The organism is Aliigemmobacter aestuarii, from assembly GCF_004799285.1.
Lineage (GTDB): Bacteria > Pseudomonadota > Alphaproteobacteria > Rhodobacterales > Rhodobacteraceae > Aliigemmobacter > Aliigemmobacter aestuarii.
Genome location: NZ_SSND01000001.1, coordinates 1,809,524 through 1,829,759, shown reverse-complemented (window position 1 = coordinate 1,829,759; position 20,236 = coordinate 1,809,524). Strand labels below are relative to the sequence as shown.

The following is a 20,236-nucleotide window of genomic DNA, read 5'->3' as shown; positions in this document are numbered from 1 at the left end:
ACGTGAAGCTGACATCCACATCATCGAGGATACTTCCCCTAGTGGACCGATATGCAAAACGTCCGATCGTCGAAACGACCAAACCGCCCGCATATCCCTTCATCATCCATCAATGTCAAAGAGCGTGGGACAAACAAAACCGAGCCGCCAGTCACCTAGCGTACCCTGTCCGCCTTGCCTCCAGATTTCCGCAGCTTCCGTCCGGCGTTTCCACCGTGCCGTTCGCTTCGGTGAGGCGGTATTTACGGAAGGCGTTCGGGGGCCGCAAGAGAAAAAACGACAGGTCGATGACAATTTTTTCGGCCTTCCGTAAAATTGCTCAACATCTTGGGTTTGGCGCAATTTTCGCCACAAGTTGACCCCCAGGAAGCGCAACAAAATGATCAGGGGCCCGATGACGGGCCGCAACTCACGCCGCGGCGCGGCGTGGATTGAGTCGCAGCACCAGAAGCAGGATCGCGGCCGCAAGATAGGCCAGCGGCTCCAAAGCCCATGTTTTGCTGAGCATGACGAAGTGAATCGCCCCGAGCGGCAGAACGACATAGGTGAGTCGGTGCAGCCGTCGCCAGGCAAGGCCCCCGAGGCGGCGCAGCGCGGCGTCATTCGATGTGAGTGCGAGAGGCAGCGCCAGAAGGAAGGCTGCCATGCCCACGACGATATGGGGCCGTTTCACCAGATCCGCGCCAATCTCGGCCCAGCGGAATTGCAGGTCGAGCGTGACCCAGACCAGAAGATGCAAAGCCATGTAGAGGAAGGCCAGCACGCCAAGCGCCCTGCGAAAGCGCAGCAGGTTCAGCCCCAGATGACGGCGCAGCGGTGTGACCGCCAGAACCGCGACAAGGAACTGCAGGGCATAAAGGCCAAGCGCCTGCTCCAGTGCCTTCACCGGATCGACGCCCAGGCCGCCGGTCAACCCGCGCCCGAATGTCCACACGAAGGGAAGCACCCCCGCAAGGTAGACCGCCCCGACGGGCAGCCTGCGCAAAAGCGCGTTGACCCTGTCCATCAGAAATCGACCGTCAGGTCCTGACCGGCGTAAAGATGCGCCACCTCTTCACCATATCCGTTGAACATCTGCGTATCGATCCGCGGCGCAAGGAAGCCGCCGCCGACGCGGCGTTCGCTGGCCTGGCTCCAGCGGGGATGATCGACGCCGGGGTTCACATTGGCATAGAAGCCGTATTCGGACGGTTGCAGCTTGTTCCAGGTGGTCGGCGGTTGTTCCGCAGTCAGGCTGATGCGGACGATCGACTTGATCGACTTGAACCCGTATTTCCACGGCACGACCAGCCGCATCGGCGCCCCGTTCTGCCGGGGCAGTTCGTCCCCGTAAAGACCGGTCGCCATGATGGTCAGCGGATGCATCGCCTCGTCCAGCCGAAGCCCCTCGACATAGGGCCAGGGGAAGTTGTCGCGCTGCTGGCCGGGCATTTCAGACGGGCGCAGAAGCGTTTCGAAGGCGACATAGCGGGCGCCCGGCTGCACGCCGACCTTTGCCAGGATGTGGCTCAGTTCGAACCCGATCCAGGGAATGACCATCGACCAGGCCTCGACACAGCGAAACCGGTAGATGCGTTCCTCAAGCGGGGCGTCCTTGATCAGGTCGCCCAGATTATAGTTGCCCGGCCGGTCGACCAGCCCGTCCACCGTGACCGACCACGGGTCGATGGTCAGGCCGCCCGCGTTGCGGGCCGGGTCGCCCTTGTCGAACCCGAATTCATAGAAATTGTTGTAACTGCTGATCTCTTCCAGCGTGTTCGGGGTTTCATCCGTGGAATAGCGGCTGGGGGCCGCGTCGATACGGGCAAGGGCCGGGCCCGCGACCAGGGCCGAACCCGCGCCGATCATCAGCGCGCGGCGATTCATCCAGACCGATCGGGGCGTGACATCCGACCATTTCAATCCTGATTTCACCGGCATCCCGAAACCTCCGTCGTTACCCGATGAAAACATGGCGCGTATTGCGGCGCTGGCCAAGAAAACTTCTCTCACTTTCGTGGCACGGGACTGTAACATGCGGCAATGGGGCATCTGGTCCGACGGCGCACCGCCGGGCTAGCTGTCCCGGCATCAGGAGGACATGCGATGTTGAGATTTGCCGCTGCCATTTGCCTGCTGGCCATCCCCGCCGCCGCGGACGAGGCCCCCGTCACCTATGTCGTCGAGGATTCCTTCGACAACGTGGCCTTTGCCGTGGAAAGCGCGATCGTGGGCGCGGGACTGGTGATCGACCACGTCAGCCATACGGGCGAAATGCTGGAACGCACCCGCGCCGATGTGGGTTCGGACAAGGTGCTGTTCACGCAGGCCGATATCTTTTCCTTCTGCTCGGCCAGCGTCAGCCGGCAGGTGATGGAGGCCGACATCACGAACGTCCAGCATTGCCCCTACGGCATCTTCGTCTATGAAATGGCCGACCAGCCGGGCACGATCACCGTGGGCCACCGCGCCTACACCGGCAGCATGGCACCGGTGCAGGACCTTCTTTCGGGGATCGTGAAAGAGGCACTGATGCTGGAATGACGGCCGGTTCGGGTCACGTCGGTTCAACTCGCATCACGCAAGGTTGACTGGAAATGCAGAAAGCCCGCGGCTTAGTGCGCGGGCTTTTTCCGTCAAGCCGGACCCTCGGGCTTTTGATCCTGATCCACGGCGGCAGTGGGCCGTAATCCCCCTCGATCGGGCGCAACACCGCGCCAGACACAAACGGGAGACGACACACATGATCCGCAGAACCTTTCTTGCCCTGACCGCCTCGACGATGCTGGCCGCTCCGGCTTTCGCCGCCGACCACTCGAAGGACATCGTCGACACCGCCGTCGGCGCGGGCAGCTTCACCACTCTGGTCGCCGCCGTTCAGGCCGCGGGCCTTGTCGACACGCTGAAGGGTGAAGGCCCGTTCACCGTGTTCGCCCCGACCGATGCCGCCTTCGCCGCGCTGCCCGCGGGCACCGTCGAAGACCTGCTGAAGCCCGAGAATAAGGACAAGCTGACCGCGATCCTGACCTACCACGTCGTGCCCGGCAAGGTCATGTCGACCGACCTGACCGAAGGCATGAAGGCCGCCACCGTCCAGGGCGCCGAAGTCACGATCACCCTGGAAGGCGGGCCGAAGATCAACGGCACCACCATCTCGGCTCCGGACGTCGAAGCCTCGAATGGCGTGATCCACGTGATCGACGCCGTCATCATGCCGCCGATGTAATCGGATTCAAATGTTGGGGCGGTCCTTCGGGGCCGCCCTTTTTTCCAGTGCGGCGGGGCGGTTCTTACGAACTGCATGGGTAGCCCCAGCCAACGCCCCTTTTCCCCGAAAAGTCACATCAACTGGAGCACCCCATCGTGATCAGCACCACATCCATCGCCGGCATCGCGCTTGGCGACGCGCGGTTCAACATTCTTGTGAACGCACTTACCTATGTCGACGCGACCCTCAGCACCTCGCTTGTTTCCACGCTCGCCGACCCGTCGTCGAACCTGACCGTCTTTGCGCCCACGGACGCAGCCTTTGCCCAGCTGGCCAAGGATCTGGGCTATACCGGCAGCCTGACCGACGAAGCCGCCGTCACCACCTTCCTGACGACCAACCTGACCGCCGAAACCATCCGCGACGTGATCCTCTATCACGTTTCGGCCGGGGCCAAGACGCTGGCCCAGGTCGCCGCGCTGGACGAGGTGCCGACGCTGAATGGCGCCACCTTCGCCCCGGACGGGGTCACCTTGGTCGACAAGGAACCCGATCTTCTGAACCCCTCGCTGATCCAGACGAACGTCACCGCGGACAACGGCATCATCCACGTGATCGACCGCGTGCTGCTGCCCATCGACCTGCCGGGCAACGACGCGCCGACGATCGCCGGGATCGTGGCCTCTTCCGGGGCGTTCGACCGCAACGGCGCCGATTTCGATCTGTTGCTGGCCGCGGTTCAGGCCGCCGGTCTGGCCGGTGCGCTGAACGATCCGGATGCCGATCTGACGGCCTTTGCCCCGAACGATGCCGCCTTCCTGGGCCTTGCCCGCGCGCTTGGCTTCAAGGGTGGCAGCGAAGAGGCCGCCTTCGGCTATCTGGTGCGTGCGCTGACGCTGCTGTCGGGCGGCGAGGATCCGATCCCGCTGCTGACCGATATCCTGACCTATCACGTCGCACCGGAATCGCTGCAATCCTCGCAGGTGCTGGCGACGGATTCCATCGCCACGCTGCTAGGTACGTCCTTGGATCGGAACGGTACCAAGCTGGTCGATGCCGATCCGCAGATCCCCAACCCCTCGCTGATAGCGACCGACATCCAGGCCGCGAACGGCATCGTTCATGTCATCGACGGCGTGCTGATCCCGGCCAACATCCTGCGATCGAACGGCAGCAATGACGTCGACTTCATCATCGACGGCGCGCGCGCCAGCCGGATCGTCACAGGCGCCGACAATGACTGGATCGACGGCGGCGCGAACGCAGACCGCATCCACGCGGGCAGCGGCAACGATGTCGTGCTTGGCGGCAGGGGTGCCGACACGATCGGTGGCGATGCGGGCCGCGATCTTGTGCGCGGCGGCGACGGCCGTGACGTCGTGCGCGGTGGCGCAGGCGCCGATACGGTGGACGGCGGCGCGGGCAATGATCGCCTTGTCGGCGGCACGGGCCGCGACACCTTCGTCTTTGCCGAAGACTATGGCCGCGACCGCATCGTCGACTTCCAGAACGGCCGCGACAGGATCGACGTTTCGGGCACCGATGTCGACAGCTTCGCCGAACTGCGCGGCCTGATCACGACCGGGCGCAACGCCGTCACGATCGACTTTGGCGACGGCGACCAGCTTGTGCTGAACGGCGTGACCCGATCGCAGCTGGACGCGTCCGACTTCCTGTTCGGCTGAAGATCTTGCCGCCCAAAGGGAAAGGGGGCCTTTCGGCCCCCTTTCTGCATCAGTGAACCACCGCTTCGGATGGCCGGTCGCGGCGCGACGGCACCACACGGTCGCCGATGATCAACCCGCCGGGGCCTGCCGTCACCGACACGGTCGAGCCGTCCAGCACGTCGCCCGACAGAAGCATTTCTGCCAGCGGGTCCTGCAATTGCCGCTGGATCACGCGCTTCAGGGGCCGCGCGCCGAACACCGGGTCATAGCCTTCGTCGGCCAGCCAGGCCTTCGCCGCCTCGTCGAGTTCAAGCGCGATCTTGCGACCGGCAAGACGCTTTTCAAGCCGGCGCAGCTGGATCTCGACGATCCCGCCCATATCGGCCCGCGTCAGCCGGTCGAAGATGACCTGCTCGTCCAGCCGGTTCAGGAACTCGGGGCGGAAATGGGCGCGCACGGCCTCTTCCACCTCGCGCCGCGCCGGGGCCGGATCGGCACCGTCGGGCAGTTCGCTCAGCGCCCGCGCCCCAAGGTTCGACGTCAGGATGATCAGCGTCTGCTTGAAGTCCACGGTGCGTCCCTGACCATCGGTCAGGATGCCATCGTCCAGAACCTGAAGCAGCACGTTGAAGACATCCGGATGCGCCTTTTCCACCTCGTCGAACAGCACCACCTGATAGGGGCGGCGGCGCACGGCTTCGGTCAGGACCCCGCCTTCGTCATAGCCCACATATCCGGGCGGCGCGCCGATCAGCCGGGCGACGGAGTGCTTCTCCATGAACTCGCTCATGTCGATCCGCACCATCGCGCTGTCGTCGTCGAACAGGTATTCCGCCAGCGCCTTGGTCAATTCGGTCTTGCCCACGCCGGTCGGGCCAAGGAACAGGAAGCTGCCAAGCGGGCGGTTTTCATCCGACAACCCGGCACGCGCGCGGCGCACGGCCTTGGACACGGCTTCGACCGCCTGCCGCTGGCCGATCACCCGCTTGCCCAGTTCCTCTTCCATCTTCAGCAGCTTTTCGCGTTCGCCTTCCAGCATCTTCGAGGTGGGAATGCCCGTCCAGCGTTCCACGACCTCGGCGACCTGCTCGGGGCGTACGGCCTCGGACACCAGCGCCTCGCCCTCGCGGGCCTCGGCTTCGGCCAGCTTCTTTTCCAGCCCCGGAATGACGCCGTAGGAAAGCTCGCCCGCACGGGCCAGGTTGCCTTCGCGCTTCACCTGATCCAGTTCGGCGCGCGCCCGGTCAAGCTGCTCTTTCAGGTCCCGCGCCGCTTCCAGGCTGTCGCGTTCCGCCTGCCACTTGGCCGTCATCTCGGCCGATTGCTGCTGCAGATCGGCCAGTTCCTTTTCCAGCCGTTCCAGACGGTCCTTCGATGCGGCGTCGTCTTCCTTCTTCAGCGCCTCGGCCTCGATCTGCATCTGCAGGATCTGCCGGTCGAGCGCGTCCAGCTCCTCGGGCTTGCTGTCAACTTCCATGCGCAGGCGGCTGGCGGCCTCGTCCACCAGGTCGATCGCCTTGTCGGGCAGGAAACGGTCGGTGATATAGCGGTGCGACAGCGTCGCCGCCGCCACCAGCGCCGAATCCGAAATCCGGACGCCATGATGGAGTTCGTACTTTTCCTTGATCCCGCGCAGGATGGAAATGGTGTCCTCGACGGTCGGTTCCTCGACCATCACGGGCTGGAAACGGCGGGCCAGGGCCGCGTCCTTCTCCACATACTTGCGGTATTCGTCCAGCGTGGTGGCGCCGATGCAGTGTAGCTCGCCCCGGGCCAGCGCGGGCTTGATCAGGTTCGCGGCATCCATCGCGCCATCTGATTTGCCCGCGCCCACCAGCGTGTGCATCTCGTCGATAAACAGGATCACTTCGCCCGCGGCGGCCTCGATTTCCTTCAGGATCGCCTTCAGTCGTTCCTCGAACTCGCCGCGATACTTTGCCCCCGCGATCAGCGCACCCATGTCGAGCGCCAGCAGTTTCTTGTTGCGCAGGCTTTCGGGAACGTCGCCGTTCACGATACGCAGGGCAAGGCCCTCGGCGATCGCCGTCTTGCCGACGCCGGGTTCGCCGATCAGCACGGGGTTGTTCTTCGTCCGGCGCGACAGCACCTGCATCGACCGGCGGATTTCCTCATCCCGGCCGATGATCGGGTCGATCTTGCCCTGTTCGGCGGCCTCGGTCAGGTCGCGCGCATATTTCTTCAGCGCGTCATAGCCTTCTTCGGCGCTGGCCGTGTCGGCGGTGCGGCCCTTGCGGATGTCGTTGATCGCGGCATTCAGTTTCTGCGCCGTCACCGCACCTGCATCCAGCGCATCCTTGGCCTTGGTGTTCACCATCGCCAGCGCCATCAGGATGCGTTCGACCGGAACGAAGCTGTCGCCCGCCTTCTTGGCCAGCTTTTCCGCCTCGTCCAGGACACGCGCCATCGACGGATCCATGAACGGCTGGGCATCGCCCGAAACCTTCGGCAGTTTCGCCAGCGCCTGGGTCAGGGCCTCAACCACGCGCTGCGGTTCGCCCCCCGCCCTGCGGATCAGGTTGGCGGCCATGCCCTGTTCGTCATCCATGAGCGCCTTCAGCAGATGCTCGGGCGACAGCCTCTGGTGGCTTTCCCGCATCGCGATCGTCTGTGCGGCCTGAAGGAATCCGCGCGACCGTTCCGTGAATTTCTCCAAATTCATCGGTATCTCCTTTGTTCAAGCACCGCCCGCCCCCGCCCTCGAAAGGCACGGTAGGCTTGGGCCTCATGGTCAATGTGGGGAAGCCGGGCGGGCGATGCAAGGTGCTGCTGGCATGCTTTCGGGCTTTCCCCGATGTCGCATCCGCGTTCCCGGCGACCAAGGGCGGCAGGCCGCGCGGATTGTCCTGAAAAGCCCAGTCAGTCGCGTTCGAACCCCGCCCGGTAGGCGCCCGGCGAAAGGCCCATCACTCGCCGGAACGCCCGCGAGAAATAAGACGGGTCCTCGAACCCCAGATCATAGCCGACCGAGGCGATGGATGCGCGCGTATAGACCAGAAGCCGGCACGCCTCGCGCATCAGCGCCGCCTCGATCAGGGTGGCGGCTGGCTGGCCGGTCGCCGCGCGGCAGATCCTGCTCAGGTGGCGTTCAGAAATCCCGATGGCGCGGGCGTGATCCGCAAGGCGCCAGCCATCCCGCAGATGCTGGTTAAGCGCGGCCTGAAACCGGTGAAACCGGGGATCGGTCGTGACGCCGCTTTCCGCCATCGGCCCGTCCAGCGCCCTGAGCACCAGGCAGGCGACTTCGGCCGCCAGTGCGCGCAGCATCACCCCTCGCGCGGGTGCAGATCCATCGTGTTCGGCATGGATGCGGCGAAAAAGCGGTTCCAGCGCGCCGATCTCGGTCAGAATGCCGACGCGACCAAGCGCCGTGCCCTGGGCGGCCCCCGCGTCCAGCAGTTCGGGCAGGCTTTGCAGCGGAACTGTCAGCACATGCCCATCGGTCCCCGCCGCGAAGCTGAAGCCATGCACGACACCGGGCGGCACCGAAAGAAGGAACGGCGGCACGACATCCGGCGCGATGCCGTCCAGCGTCACCTTCGCGGCCCCGTCGAGGATCAGGAAGAACTGGTGCAGATGCGGATGGCGATGTGGGGCGATGCGCCAGTCCAGCCCCGCTGCGCGATCGGTGATCCTTTCAATATGAAGCACGTCCGGAAAAGCCCGCCGTTCGCCATAAAGGTTCCAGGCGGGAATGTTCCGGGAACCGGAATCCGTGCTGAGCGGGTCGGGCGGCATGTCCGGAAAGTACCACCTTCAGCGCGATGCGTCCATTTCTGAATCCAGGATTCAGAAATAGCATCCGACACGGGCCGATGGGAGCCGGCCCGCAGGGAGGATCGTATGAGGACGGATGTCGCCATCATCGGCGGCGGCCCTTCCGGGCTGCTCTTGTCGCAACTCCTGATGCGTGAAGGCATCTCGACCGTGGTCCTCGAACGCCGCCCGCGCGACCATGTGCTGTCGCGGATCAGGGCCGGGGTTCTGGAATGGGGAACGGTGGACCTGCTTGACCGCGCGGGCGTGGGCGAGCGGATGCACCGCGAGGGGTTGCCGCATGACGGCTGCTATCTGACCAGCGGCGGCCGGATGATCCACATCGACTTTGCCGAAGCCTGCGGCAGGCGTGTCATGGTCTATGGCCAGACCGAAATCACCCGCGATCTTTATGCGGCGCAGGACGCGATGGGGGCCACGATACTGCACGGCGTCGAGGATGTCGCGCTGCACGATCTGACGGGCGAGGCGCCGTTCATCACCTTTCGCCACGACGGGACCACCCATCGGCTTGACTGCCGGCAGATCGCCGGCTGCGACGGCTTTCACGGCGCGAGCCGGCAGGCCATCCCGGTCGAGGTGCGGCGCGAATTCGAAAAGGTCTATCCCTTTGGCTGGCTTGGCATCCTGTCGGAAACGCCACCGGCCTGCCACGAACTGATCTATGCCAACCACGACCGGGGCTTCGCGCTTGCCTCCATGCGCAATCCGCAGCTGTCGCGCTACTACATTCAGGTTCCGCTGACCGACCGGATCGAGGACTGGTCGGACGAGGCGTTCTGGACCGAACTGAAACGCCGTCTTCCTGCCGAAGTGGCCGGCAGGATGGAGACAGGCCCCTCGATCGAGAAAAGCATCGCCCCCCTGCGCAGCTTCGTTTCAGAACCGATGCAATGGGGCCAGCTGTTCCTGTGCGGGGACGCAGCCCATATCGTGCCTCCGACCGGGGCGAAGGGGCTCAACCTCGCCGCATCCGACGTGTTCTACCTGTCGCGTGCGCTGATCGCCCGCTACCGTTCGGGCGACGGCAGCCTTCTGGATCGTTACGGGCAGGATGCGCTGGCGCGGGTGTGGCAGGCGATGCGGTTTTCGTGGTCGATGACCATGATGCTGCACCGCTTCCCCGATCAGGCCGAATTCGACCGGCGCATGCAGCTTATCGAACTTGAGGGGCTAGCCCGATCACCTGTTGCACGACGGGCCTTGGCCGAGAATTATACTGGTTTACCTTACTGAGTGTGCTGGCCGTGTCACCGGCCCCAAAGGGAGGAAAGAATGAAAGTATCCGTATCAAGACTGGCCCGACTCGCCTGTGCGTCGGCGCTGGCCACGGTCGTGTCGATGGGCGCAGCCGCCGCGCAGGACGTGGTCCTGAAGCTGCATCAGTTCCTGCCGGCGCAGGCCCCGGTTCCGGCGCTGGTTCTGGTGCCGTGGATGGAAAAGATCACGGCGGAATCCGGCGGGCGCATTACCTTTGAACATTACCCGGCCATGCAGCTTGGCGGTAAGCCGCCGGAACTGATCGACCAGGTCACGGATGGCGTGGCCGATATCGTCTGGACCCTGCCGGGCTATACGCCGGGCCGCTTCCCCCGGACCGAGGTGATCGAGCTTCCGTTCCTGATCAACGACGCCGAAAGCGCCTCGCGTGCGCTTTACACGCTTGGCGAAAAGCACATGTTCGCCACGGAATACGCGGATGTGAAGGTTCTGGGCATGTGGACGCACGGCCCGGGTGTCATCCATTCCAAGACGCCGATCGCCGCGCCTGCGGACCTCGCGGGCGTGAAATTGCGCGCGCCGACGCGGGTGACGAACATGATGGTGACGAACCTTGGCGCCACGGCGGTGGGCATGCCGGTTCCGGCGGTGCCCGAATCCCTGTCGAAGGGCGTGATCGACGCGACCATCATTCCCTGGGAAGTCACCGGCGCGCTGAAATCCTCGGAACTGGTGAAGAACCACACCGAATTCGCGGGCAAGGCGCTTTATACCTCGGCCTTCATCATGGCGATGAACAAGGCGGTCTATGACGGCCTGCCCGACGACCTGAAGGCGGTGATCGACGCCAACACCGGGGTGGAATTCTCGGCCATGGCGGGCAAGCTCAGCCAGTCGGCCGATGACGGCGCGCGGCAGATGGCGGTGGACATGGACAACAACATCATCGCCCTGACCGCCGAACAGTCCGCCGAATGGGAAGCCGCGGCAAAGCCCACCTATGACACCTGGCTGAAGGAAATGTCGGATCAGGGCATCGACGGGCAGGCCCTCTTGGACGAAGCCCGCGCCCTGATGGGCCAATGACCGATGGGCCAGAGTCCTGCGGGCCAAAGTCCTGCGGTTCAGCGATCCTGGCCCGGAAGACCGCACCGGGGGCTCCCCCCGGTGCATGCACGGGACACCTGACCGAATGACCGGCCAGATCAACCGCATCGTCTTCCGGATGACCGTCGGCTCGGCCATGCTGGGCGGGATCGTTCTTGTCCTGCTGATCCTGATGACCTGTCTCAGCATCACCGGACGGGCGCTGGTGCCCCTCGGCCTTGGCCCGGTCCCGGGCGATTTCGAACTGGTCGAGGCGGGCATCGCCTTTGCCATCTTCGCCTTCCTGCCGCTGTGCCAGGTGCAGGCGGGTCATGCCACTGTGGACATCTTCACCTCGGGTCTCGGCCTGCGCGCGAACCGCATCCTGTTGGCCGTCTGGGAGCTTCTGTTCGCCGCCGTGATGATCTTCATCGCCTGGCGGCTTTACGAAGGGATGCTGGGCAAGCTGAAGAACGGCGAAACCTCGATGTTCCTTCAGTTCCGCGTCTGGTGGGCCTATGCGGCCTGCATGGTTCCGGCTGTGATCGGTGCGCTGACGGGCCTGTGGTCGGCCGCTGACCGCGTGGTTGCCGCGCTGACCGGACGCGAGACGCGCCCCGCCCTGGGAGACGCGAAGCATTGACGAACATCGAGATCGGCCTTCTGTCCTTCCCGGTTCTTCTGGCGATGATCTTCCTGCGCGCACCAATCGGGCTTGCGATGCTGGTCTGCGGCGTCGGCGGGATGTGGATCGTGACGGGCAGCCCCAACATCATTCTGTCCAAGTTCAAGACGGAAACCTTCACCACGTTTTCAAGCTATTCACTGTCGATCATCCCGATCTTCCTGCTCATGGGCCATCTGGCCGGCCTGGGCGGCATGAGCCGGGCGCTGTTCAAGGCCGCCGAGGCATGGCTTGGCCACCGCAAGGGCGGAACGGCGATGGCCGCCGTGGGTGCCTGCGCGGGATTCGGTTCGATCTGCGGGTCGTCGCTGGCCACCGCCGCCACGATGGCGCAGGTCGCCCTGCCGGAACTGAAGCGCGCGGGCTATTCCGGCGGCCTGTCGACCGCCGCGCTGGCCGCAGGCGGAACGCTGGGAATCCTGATCCCTCCGTCGGTCGTGCTGGTGATCTATGCGACGCTGACCGAACAGAACATCGCCAAGATGTTCCTTGCCGCCTTCATCCCCGGCATCCTCGCGGCTGTCGGGTACATGCTGGTCATCAACCTTTATGTCCGGCTGCACCCCGGCGCCGCCGGCAGCCGCCCGCGCCTGCCCTATGGCGCGCGCTTCCGGGCGTTGCGCGATGTCTGGCCGGTGCTGGCGATCTTCACCGTCGTGGTCGGAGGCATCTATACCGGGATCTTCAACCCGACCGAAGGGGCGTCGGTCGGGGCGCTTGGCACGGGCCTTCTGGCCTGGGCCTCGGGCGGGCTTGACTGGCCGCGCCTGCGGGCGGCGCTGATGGCTACGGCCTCGGGCACGGCGATGATCTTCTTCATCGTGCTGGGTGCGTCCTTCTTCAACGCCTTCCTTGCCCTGACGCAGGTCCCCCAGACCATTTCCGCCTGGGTCGTGGCGCAGGGATTCGGGCCCTGGGTGGTGCTGGCGATCATCCTTGCGATCTACCTGATCCTCGGTTGCCTGATGGACAGCCTGTCGATGATCCTGCTGACGATCCCGATCTTCTTTCCGGTGATGCAATCGCTGGATTTCGGCCTGTCGCCCGAACATATGGCGATCTGGTTCGGGGTGCTTGTCCTGATCGTGGTCGAGGTGGGCCTGATCACGCCGCCGGTGGGGTTGAACCTGTTCATCATCAACGCGATGGACCGCGAGACGCCGATCCGCGAAACCTACGGCGCGGTGATGTATTTCGTGGCCTCAGATCTGATGCGCGTGATCCTTCTGGCGGCTGTTCCGGGGATATCGCTGTTCCTGCTGCCCTGACCCGGCGCGACTTGACCCCGGTCAATCCGGTTGACTGGTCACGCGGCGCCGATAAGGTACAGGTAGGAACAGGTTCCGGAGGGCTGCCGCGTGTCGGACCGGATTGGCATGGCAAAGGCCGAGGTCGTGGCCCGGACGCTGGAACGCGACATCCGGGCGGGGCGGTTCGGCCATGGCGACCAGCTGGAAAGCGAAGGCGCGCTGATGCGCCGCTTTGCGGTCAGCCGCAACACGGTGCGCCGCGGCCTCGAAATGCTGTCGCGACAGGGGCTGATCACCACGCGCACCGGGATCGGATCCTTCGTCACCTATGATGGCACGACGATCGATTCGAGCCGGGGCTGGACGGTTGCGCTTTCGCATGGCGAAGGGGCGGTCGAAACCCGGCTTCTGGGCATCTCGAAAGGGTCAAGCCCGCGCGCCGATGCCCGGCTCGGGTCGCCCGGAACCTATCTGCGGATCGACCGGCTGCGCTGGTGCCGCAAGTCGGCGCAGGGGATATCGCTGGAACGCAGCCGCCTGCCGTGGCGCGACAGTTTCGCGCCGGTCCTGACCGATGGCCTGCGCGACGGGTCCTTGTCCGCCACCCTTGCGGACATGGGTCTTGCGACCGCCAGCGGGCAGGAAATCGTCGGCGTGGTTCCGGCCCTGACGCAGGTCGATGCCACCATCATGGGCCGCCAGCCGGGCGCGCCGATGCTGCGGCTGGAAAGGGTGACGAAAGCCGCCGGAGAGGAGGTGCTTGAATATGTCGAAAGCATCCTCGACCCCGCGCGCTTCGGGCTGAGGATAGATTTCTGATGGATCGCGCGGCGGACAGGCTGGATCGTGCGTTGGGGGCCCTGATGGGCGTGGCCATCGGCGACGCGCTTGGGATGCCCGCGCAGACCTTCCCGCGCGACCGGATCACCGCCATCTATGGCCGGATCACGGATTTCGTCGCGCCCTGCCCCGATCACCCCGTGTCGCACGGCCTTGGGGCGGGCATGGTCACCGACGACACCGAACAGACGCTGCTTCTGGCCGACCTGCTGATCCGCGACGGCGGAACGCTGGATCACCGCGCCTGGGCCAATGCGCTGATCGGCTGGGAACGCGACGTGCGCGCACGCGGCCTGCGCGACCTTCTGGGGCCTTCGTCGAAGCGCGCGCTCGAATCGCTTCTGTCGGGCGTGCCCGCCACCGAAACCGGACGGCAAGGCACCACCAACGGCGCGGCGATGCGGATCGCGCCGGTGGCCATCGCCACCCCCGCCGATGACGTCGCCGCCCTCTGCGCCAGCGTGGCCAGGGCCTGCCTTGTCACCCACAACACGCGCGAGGCCATCGCCGCCGCCGCCGCCGTGGCAATGGTCATCAGCCAGGGCATCGACGGGGCGGATTTCGAAACCGGCCTGCCCGGCGCCCTTGCCGCCGCCCGCCTTGGCGCAACGCATGGCGCCGCCGTGGGCGAAGGCGACATGGCCGGGCGCATCGAACAGGCGCTGCATCTGGCACGCACGGGGAACGAGGCATCGCTTGCCGGAACCATCGGCACATCGGTGGCCAGCCGGGATTCGGTCGCCTGCGCCTTTGGCGTGGTTCGCCTGGCGGGCGCGGACCCCTGGCAGACGGCGGTGATCGCCGCGAACATCGGCGACGACACCGACACCATCGGCGCCATCGCCTGCGCGATGGCCGGGGCCTGCGCCGGTCTTGCCGGATTTCCCGCCGAAAAGCGGAAGCAAGTCATGGAAACCAACCATCTGGACCTTGCGCCTGTGGCACGGGGCCTTCTGGACCTGCGCGACGGGCGCGGGAAAGGAGGCGCCGGATGACCGCCCGTCTGATTCAGATATCGGGGGTGATCATCGACCTGATCTACAGGGTCGAGGCCGTGCCCGCACCGGGGACCGAGGCCATCGTGCGCGGCGCGGAGCTTGCCGCAGGGGGCGGGTTCAACGCGATGGTCGCAGCCCGCCGGATGGGGGCGACCGTCGCCTATGGCGGATCGCTTGGCACCGGGCCGCTGGCCAATCTGGCCGCCGCCGCGCTGGACCGCGAAGGGATCGCCGCGCTGCGCCCGCGCCTGCCCGCCGCCGATCAGGGCATCTGCACCGTTCTGATCGACCGCGCGGGCGAACGCACCTTCATCGCGGTATCCGGGGCCGACGGGCAGGTTGGCGATTCCGATCTTGCCCTGATCCGCCCCGGCCCGCGGGACTGGCTGCTCATGTCGGGCTATGCCCTGCATTATCCGGGCAGCCGCGACGCGCTTGTACGCTGGCTGGAATCGCGCCCGCCGCGGCTTGTCTTCGATCCTTGCCCGATCATCGCGGAACTGCCCGCGCCCGCGCGAAAGGCGGCCCTGGGCGCGGCGCTCTGGATCACGGCGAACCGGGCCGAGGGCGCGTTCCTGACCGGTCTTGCGGACCCGTCCGCCATTGCCGCCGCGCTGGCACGCGAACGCCCGACCGGCGGCGGTGCGATCCTGCGTGACGGCGCGAACGGATGCTTCATCGCGCTAGTCGACGGCGGCGGCGCGCGCCACCTGCCGGGCCATCCCGTGACCCCGGTCGACACGAACGGCGCGGGAGACGCCCATACGGGCGCCTTCATCGCCATGCTGATCCGGGGCGAACCACCCCTGCGCGCGGCAGAGATCGCCAATGTCTGCGCCGCGCTTTCCACAACACAAGAAGGGCCGTCCACGTCCCCTGACCTGCCTACGGTTCTTGCGGCCATGCGCGAAGGCCGCGCACCCGCCGGAACCGACAAACCCGCCCGACATGAATGGAGGAAACCATGAAAAGATTTCTGCTGACATCCGCCCTTGTGATGGCCTCACAGGCCGCAGCCGCGGACGAGATCCGCGTGCTGAACTGGCAAGGCTATGGCACCGACCTTGACTGGGCCATCGCCGCCTTCACCGAAAAGACTGGTCACACCGTGGTGCATGAATACTTCACCTCGGAACAGGAGATGCTGACCAAGCTGCGCACCAATCCCGGCGCCTATGACGTGGTTCTGATCAACGCGGCCTATACCGCGCAGGCGCAGTCCGAAGGTCTGATCGCCCCGATCGACAGCAGCAAGATCGGCAATTTCGCCGATCTCGACCCGGCGCTGGTGGGCAACGAGGATCTCAACCCGGCAGGCGCGCTGCATGGCGTGCCCTGGACATGGGGCCTCACCTCGATCGCGGTGAACACCGCCGATTTCCCGGAACTGCCCACCTCGCTTTCGGTCTTGTGGGACCCGGCGCTGAAGGGGCGCGTTTCGATCCGTGACGACGGGCTGGAAGCGGTCCAATTCGCCGCTATGGCCACCGGGCAGAATCTGAACCAGATCACCGATCTTGAGGCGGTCAAGGCCAGGCTGACCGAACTGATGCCCCAGGTCACGACCTTCTGGAGTTCCGAGAACGACTGGAACCAGTTCATGGCCGCCGGCGATTTCGTCGTGGCGACCTACTGGTCGGGGTCGGCCGCACGGTCGATCGCGAACGGCCTGCCGATCACCTTCATCGTCCCCGAGGAAGGCGCTCTGGGATGGCTGGACGGGCTGTCGATTCCGGCCAGTTCCACCAAGATGGACGCGGCCCATGCCTTCATCGACTGGATGGTCGATCCCGAATTCTACGTCCGCTGGGATACCGAAGGCGCCCCCGCCACGTCGAACACCAAGGCCGCGGCGGCGTTGCCGGAAACCAGCTTCAACCGTGCGGTTCTGGGCGATCCGGCAGTCGTGGCCAAGGTGCAGTTCATGAAGCCCGTGTCGGATGCCGACCGGGAAACCTACCTGAAGCTGTGGCAGGATCTGAAGGCGGCACAGTGACGGGCGCGGGGAAGGCGGCATGAGCGGAAGCCTTGCACGAACCGACAGGCTGCGCGCGCTGGCGCTGCTTTCCCCGGCCTATCTGTGGCTGATGGCGGCGGTCTTCCTGCCGCTTTCGGCCATGGCATTTTTCAGCTTCCTGTCCGACGTGCCCTTCGGCGGGCGCGACTGGCAGTTCACGCTCGACAATTACCGGGCGTTCCTGGAAACCCCGACCTATGCCACCTTGCTGTGGAAGTCGGTCAAGCTTGGCCTGATCGTCACCGCCCTTTCGGTGCTGATCGGTTTTCCCTGTGCCTATGTGCTGGCGAAGGTCGTCCGGGGACGTTCGCGCGAGGCGCTGTTTCTGCTGGTGATCCTGCCGTTCTGGTCCAATTCGCTGGTCCGGATCTTTTCCTGGGCCATCGTCCTGCGCGGCAACGGCATTCTCGGGTCAACGGTCGATGCCATCCTGCCCTGGGATGTGCGGCTGAACCTGATGTTCAGCCCGACGGCCATCGTCATCGGCCTGGTCCATTCCTACCTTCCTTATGTGATCCTCACCTCTTATCTGGCGCTTCAGGCGATCGACGACAGCCTGATCGAGGCCGCACGGTCGCTTGGCGCGCGCCGCCGCACGATCCTCAGGCGCCTGATCCTGCCGCTGGCCGCGCCGGGGATCATCGCGGGCGCGGTTCTCATCTTCGTGCCGGTGGTCGGGTCCTTCATGGAACCCCGCATCCTGGGCGGCCGGCGCGGCACCTATTACGGAACGGTGATCGAGGATCAGTTCGTGGCGGTGTTCAACTGGCCCCTGGGGGCGGCCTTGTCGTTCATCCTGCTGGCCGTCGTGCTGGGGATCCTTGCCCTCGCCAGCCCCGCGATCCGGAGGGCCACGCTGTGACGAACCGCTTTCTTGCGCGTCTGGGCCGGATCTATCTGGGGCTGATCCTGTTCTTCCTCTACGCGCCGATTCTGGCGATGGCCGCGATGTCCTTCAACGCGTCCGAGTTCTACCAGCTTCCCTTCCGCTTCTCGACCGAATGGTACGAACGGCTGTGGCGGAACGACGAGATCCTGACCGCCGCCTGGCGTTCGGTCTGGATCGCGGTCGTCGTCACGGTCCTGGCCACGGCGGCGGGTACGGCGGCCTCCATCGCGCTTTTCCGCTATGACATACCGGGCAAGCGCATCCTTCAGGTGCTTCTGTTCCCGCCGATCGCGATCCCGTGGCTGATCACCGGGACCGCGATGTTGATCTTCTTCTTCGGCATCGGCGTGGGGCGCGGCACACCGTCGGTCATCGTGGGGCATGTGGCGCTGGCACTGCCCTATGTGATCGTCGTCGTCACCGCGCGCCTGTCGACCTTCGACCGCACGCTGGAAGAGGCGGCGCGGTCACTGGGCGCGGGTCCCTTCACCGTGACGATGCGCGTGACGGTGCCGTGGATCCTGCCGGGCATCGTGGCCGGGGCGCTGTTTGCCTTTGCCGTCAGTTTCGATCAGTTCGTCGTGTCCTACTTCCTGTCCGAACCCGGCGACACGACGCTGCCCGTCCTGATCTACACCGCGATCCGCAAGGGTTTCACACCCGAGATCAATGCGATCTCGACCATCATCATCGGGCTGTCGATGGCGATCATGCTGGTTGCCGCAAGATACGCGAAATTCGGAGGCGAACGCTGATGGCGGTGGTAAGGACCGAAGGGCTGGTCAAGACCTATGGCGCGACGCGGGCGCTGGACGACATCACCCTGACCTTCCCCGATGGCGGGTTCTTCGGCCTTCTCGGCCCGTCCGGATCGGGCAAGACCACGCTTCTGCGTGCGATCGCAGGTTTTGTCATTCCCGACAGCGGGCGCGTCTTCATCGACGATGCGCCGGTCGAGAACGTGCCGGTAGAGGCGCGAGAGATCGGGATGGTGTTCCAGAACTACGCCCTTTTCCCCAACATGACCGTTGCGGGAAACGTCGGCTTCGGGCTTGAGGTGCGCAAGGTGCCCGCAGCCGAACGCAAGCGCCGCGTGGCCGAGGTTCTGGATCTTGTGCAACTGGGCGAACTGGGCGACCGCAAGCCGCACGAATTGTCAGGCGGGCAGCGGCAGCGCGTGGCGATGGCACGTGCCATCGTGACCCGCCCGCGCGTCCTTCTGCTGGATGAACCGCTTTCGGCGCTGGACAAGTCCTTGCGGGTGGAAATGCAGATCGAACTGAAGCGCATCCAGCGCGAGGTCGGGATCACCACCATCTTCGTCACCCACGACCAGGAAGAGGCGCTGACCCTGTCCGACCAGATCGGCATCCTGAGGGATGGCCGCCTTGTCCGCCACGGCCCCCCGCGCGAGGTCTATGACAACCCGCGCGATCCCTTCACTGCGCAGTTCCTGGGCGAGGCGAACCTGTTTTCCGGCACGCCCGAACCCGGCGGCCTGCGGCTGGCCGATGGCACGCTGATCCCCGGCGCACCAACGGCCACCATCGCGGTGCGCGCCGAAGACCTGCGCATCACGCTCGACGAACCGGCCGCACCGATCCGCCTGCGCGCCCGCCTGCGCCAGCGCATCTTCGCCGGCGCGATGGGAACCTGCGTGCTGGACTGGCGCGGCAACCCGCTCAAGGCGATCGGGCGCGATCAGGACTTTGCAGGCCTGCCGGCGCAGGGCGATGTCTGGCTGTCATGGGACAGCGCCGACATGATCCCGCTGTCAGAGGGTTGAACCGGGCTATCCCCTGTCCTTCGGGGTCAGAAGCCGGGCAGGGCGCAACGCCTCGGCCGCCTTGAACAGGCCGAAGGTCTGGTTGACGTAGTTCACCACGCCACCGATCTGTTCGAGGTATTTCTGCAACTCGGGCGTCCGTTCCGCCTCGATCACCTGCACCGGTCGCGACGGGTCCATCCCTTCGAACTGGCAATAGAACAGGGGCTCGCCGCGCTTCAGCACGATGTCCTTTTCCGGTTCGTGCCATTCGAAGGCCCACATCAGCGGGCGCGGCCAGATGTTCAACGGAAAGCGCCCGCCGAAGATCGTGCCGGGCAGCGGGTCCTTGCGGTAATGCATGAAGGCGGAAAGCTGGGTCACATAGACGGTTTCGTCGGCGATGAAGCAGTAGGGCAGCACCATCTGGATCGTCGGGCGGTCAGGGTACCGCCATTCGGTCTCGTTCACGAGGGTCAGCACCTCGCCCAGCTTGTTGCCCCGGATCGGGCTTGCGGTGCCCGCGCGGTTGACCAGATGCGCCTTGCCCTTGTCGTCGCGGCCAAAACCGATGTGGATGTCGAAGGGACATTTCACCATGAAATACCGGCTTTCCAGCTGGATCACGCCGGGGCAGCGGCTGGCGGATTTGGCATGGGCGCGGTTGGTCTGGCGAAACGTCACGCGTTCGGGCGGGTCATACAGAACTGCGCCCTTGTCGCTGGTCAGGAACCAGCCAACCTGGATCGGTCCCGAACCAGGGCCATCCTCGGGGCGCTCGAAGGAAAGGTTGATCTGCATCGCTACCGCCTCGCTCGTTATCCATCGGGGCAGAA

The 20,236-nt window shown here is 65.3% G+C and carries 19 protein-coding genes; 14 read left to right on the top strand and 5 right to left on the bottom strand.

Annotated features, from left to right (window positions below):
- Window positions 1-409: 409 nt before the first annotated feature.
- Together msrQ and msrP are read right to left on the bottom strand one after the other, a co-directional pair.
- Complete coding sequence (msrQ, locus tag E7811_RS08870) at window positions 410-1,006, bottom strand: protein-methionine-sulfoxide reductase heme-binding subunit MsrQ (RefSeq protein WP_136394150.1); 597 nt, start codon at window positions 1,004-1,006, stop codon at window positions 410-412.
- Complete coding sequence (gene msrP / locus E7811_RS08865) at window positions 1,006-1,920, bottom strand: protein-methionine-sulfoxide reductase catalytic subunit MsrP (RefSeq protein WP_136394149.1); 915 nt, start codon at window positions 1,918-1,920, stop codon at window positions 1,006-1,008. Before msrP ends, msrQ begins: the two co-directional genes overlap by 1 nt.
- A gap of 165 nt (window positions 1,921-2,085) precedes the next feature.
- Between msrP and E7811_RS08860 the strand changes: the two genes are divergently transcribed.
- From E7811_RS08860 to E7811_RS08850, 3 genes are all read left to right on the top strand, one after another.
- Window positions 2,086-2,523 (top strand): DUF302 domain-containing protein, encoded by a 438-nt coding sequence (locus tag E7811_RS08860; RefSeq protein ID WP_136394148.1) that lies wholly within the window; start codon window positions 2,086-2,088, stop codon window positions 2,521-2,523.
- Between the two features lie 199 nt (window positions 2,524-2,722).
- Window positions 2,723-3,205: a fasciclin domain-containing protein gene (locus E7811_RS08855; RefSeq protein WP_168732955.1), complete on the top strand. Its 483-nt coding sequence runs from the start codon at window positions 2,723-2,725 to the stop codon at window positions 3,203-3,205.
- Between the two features lie 137 nt (window positions 3,206-3,342).
- Window positions 3,343-4,872, top strand: coding sequence for a fasciclin domain-containing protein (locus E7811_RS08850; RefSeq protein ID WP_136394147.1), 1,530 nt, complete (start codon window positions 3,343-3,345; stop codon window positions 4,870-4,872).
- 49 nt (window positions 4,873-4,921) lie between these two features.
- On the opposite strand, the gene clpB is transcribed toward E7811_RS08850, so the two are convergent.
- Window positions 4,922-7,534 carry an ATP-dependent chaperone ClpB gene (clpB, locus tag E7811_RS08845; RefSeq protein ID WP_136394146.1) on the bottom strand — a complete coding sequence of 871 codons (2,613 nt, stop codon included), beginning with the start codon at window positions 7,532-7,534 and terminating at the stop codon, window positions 4,922-4,924.
- A 197-nt stretch (window positions 7,535-7,731) separates the two neighbouring features.
- Window positions 7,732-8,523: a helix-turn-helix domain-containing protein gene (locus tag E7811_RS08840; protein WP_168732954.1), complete on the bottom strand. Its 792-nt coding sequence runs from the start codon at window positions 8,521-8,523 to the stop codon at window positions 7,732-7,734.
- Window positions 8,524-8,715: 192 nt separating this feature from the next.
- On the opposite strand from E7811_RS08840, the gene pobA reads away from it, so the two are divergent.
- From pobA to E7811_RS08785, 11 genes are all read left to right on the top strand, one after another.
- Complete coding sequence (pobA, locus tag E7811_RS08835; RefSeq protein WP_136394144.1) at window positions 8,716-9,885, top strand: 4-hydroxybenzoate 3-monooxygenase; 1,170 nt, start codon at window positions 8,716-8,718, stop codon at window positions 9,883-9,885.
- Between the two features lie 39 nt (window positions 9,886-9,924).
- Window positions 9,925-10,956, top strand: coding sequence for a TRAP transporter substrate-binding protein (locus tag E7811_RS08830; RefSeq protein WP_136394143.1), 1,032 nt, complete (start codon window positions 9,925-9,927; stop codon window positions 10,954-10,956).
- Window positions 10,957-11,062: 106 nt separating this feature from the next.
- Window positions 11,063-11,599: a TRAP transporter small permease gene (locus tag E7811_RS08825; protein ID WP_211092090.1), complete on the top strand. Its 537-nt coding sequence runs from the start codon at window positions 11,063-11,065 to the stop codon at window positions 11,597-11,599.
- Window positions 11,596-12,909: a TRAP transporter large permease gene (locus tag E7811_RS08820; protein ID WP_136394142.1), complete on the top strand. Its 1,314-nt coding sequence runs from the start codon at window positions 11,596-11,598 to the stop codon at window positions 12,907-12,909. The genes E7811_RS08825 and E7811_RS08820 overlap by 4 nt, the downstream gene beginning before the upstream one ends.
- Window positions 12,910-12,999: 90 nt before the next feature.
- Entirely contained in the window at window positions 13,000-13,710 is a 711-nt protein-coding gene (locus tag E7811_RS08815) for a GntR family transcriptional regulator (RefSeq protein ID WP_246020276.1), read from the top strand.
- A complete protein-coding gene (locus E7811_RS08810; RefSeq protein WP_136394141.1) occupies window positions 13,710-14,726 on the top strand; it encodes an ADP-ribosylglycohydrolase family protein in 1,017 nt (338 codons plus the stop codon). The genes E7811_RS08815 and E7811_RS08810 overlap by 1 nt, the downstream gene beginning before the upstream one ends.
- Window positions 14,723-15,697: a PfkB family carbohydrate kinase gene (locus E7811_RS08805; protein ID WP_136394140.1), complete on the top strand. Its 975-nt coding sequence runs from the start codon at window positions 14,723-14,725 to the stop codon at window positions 15,695-15,697. The genes E7811_RS08810 and E7811_RS08805 overlap by 4 nt, the downstream gene beginning before the upstream one ends.
- On the top strand, window positions 15,694-16,725 hold the full coding sequence (locus E7811_RS08800; protein ID WP_136394139.1) for an ABC transporter substrate-binding protein: 1,032 nt from the start codon (window positions 15,694-15,696) through the stop codon (window positions 16,723-16,725). Before E7811_RS08805 ends, E7811_RS08800 begins: the two co-directional genes overlap by 4 nt.
- A 19-nt stretch (window positions 16,726-16,744) precedes the next feature.
- Complete coding sequence (locus E7811_RS08795) at window positions 16,745-17,608, top strand: ABC transporter permease (RefSeq protein ID WP_136394138.1); 864 nt, start codon at window positions 16,745-16,747, stop codon at window positions 17,606-17,608.
- A complete protein-coding gene (locus E7811_RS08790) occupies window positions 17,605-18,390 on the top strand; it encodes an ABC transporter permease (RefSeq protein WP_246020274.1) in 786 nt (261 codons plus the stop codon). The genes E7811_RS08795 and E7811_RS08790 overlap by 4 nt, the downstream gene beginning before the upstream one ends.
- A complete protein-coding gene (locus E7811_RS08785) occupies window positions 18,390-19,421 on the top strand; it encodes an ABC transporter ATP-binding protein (protein WP_136394137.1) in 1,032 nt (343 codons plus the stop codon). The genes E7811_RS08790 and E7811_RS08785 overlap by 1 nt, the downstream gene beginning before the upstream one ends.
- A 6-nt stretch (window positions 19,422-19,427) precedes the next feature.
- Here E7811_RS08785 and E7811_RS08780 read toward each other — a convergent pair whose 3' ends face one another.
- Window positions 19,428-20,201 (bottom strand): hypothetical protein, encoded by a 774-nt coding sequence (locus tag E7811_RS08780; protein WP_136394136.1) that lies wholly within the window; start codon window positions 20,199-20,201, stop codon window positions 19,428-19,430.
- Window positions 20,202-20,236: the final 35 nt, after the last annotated feature.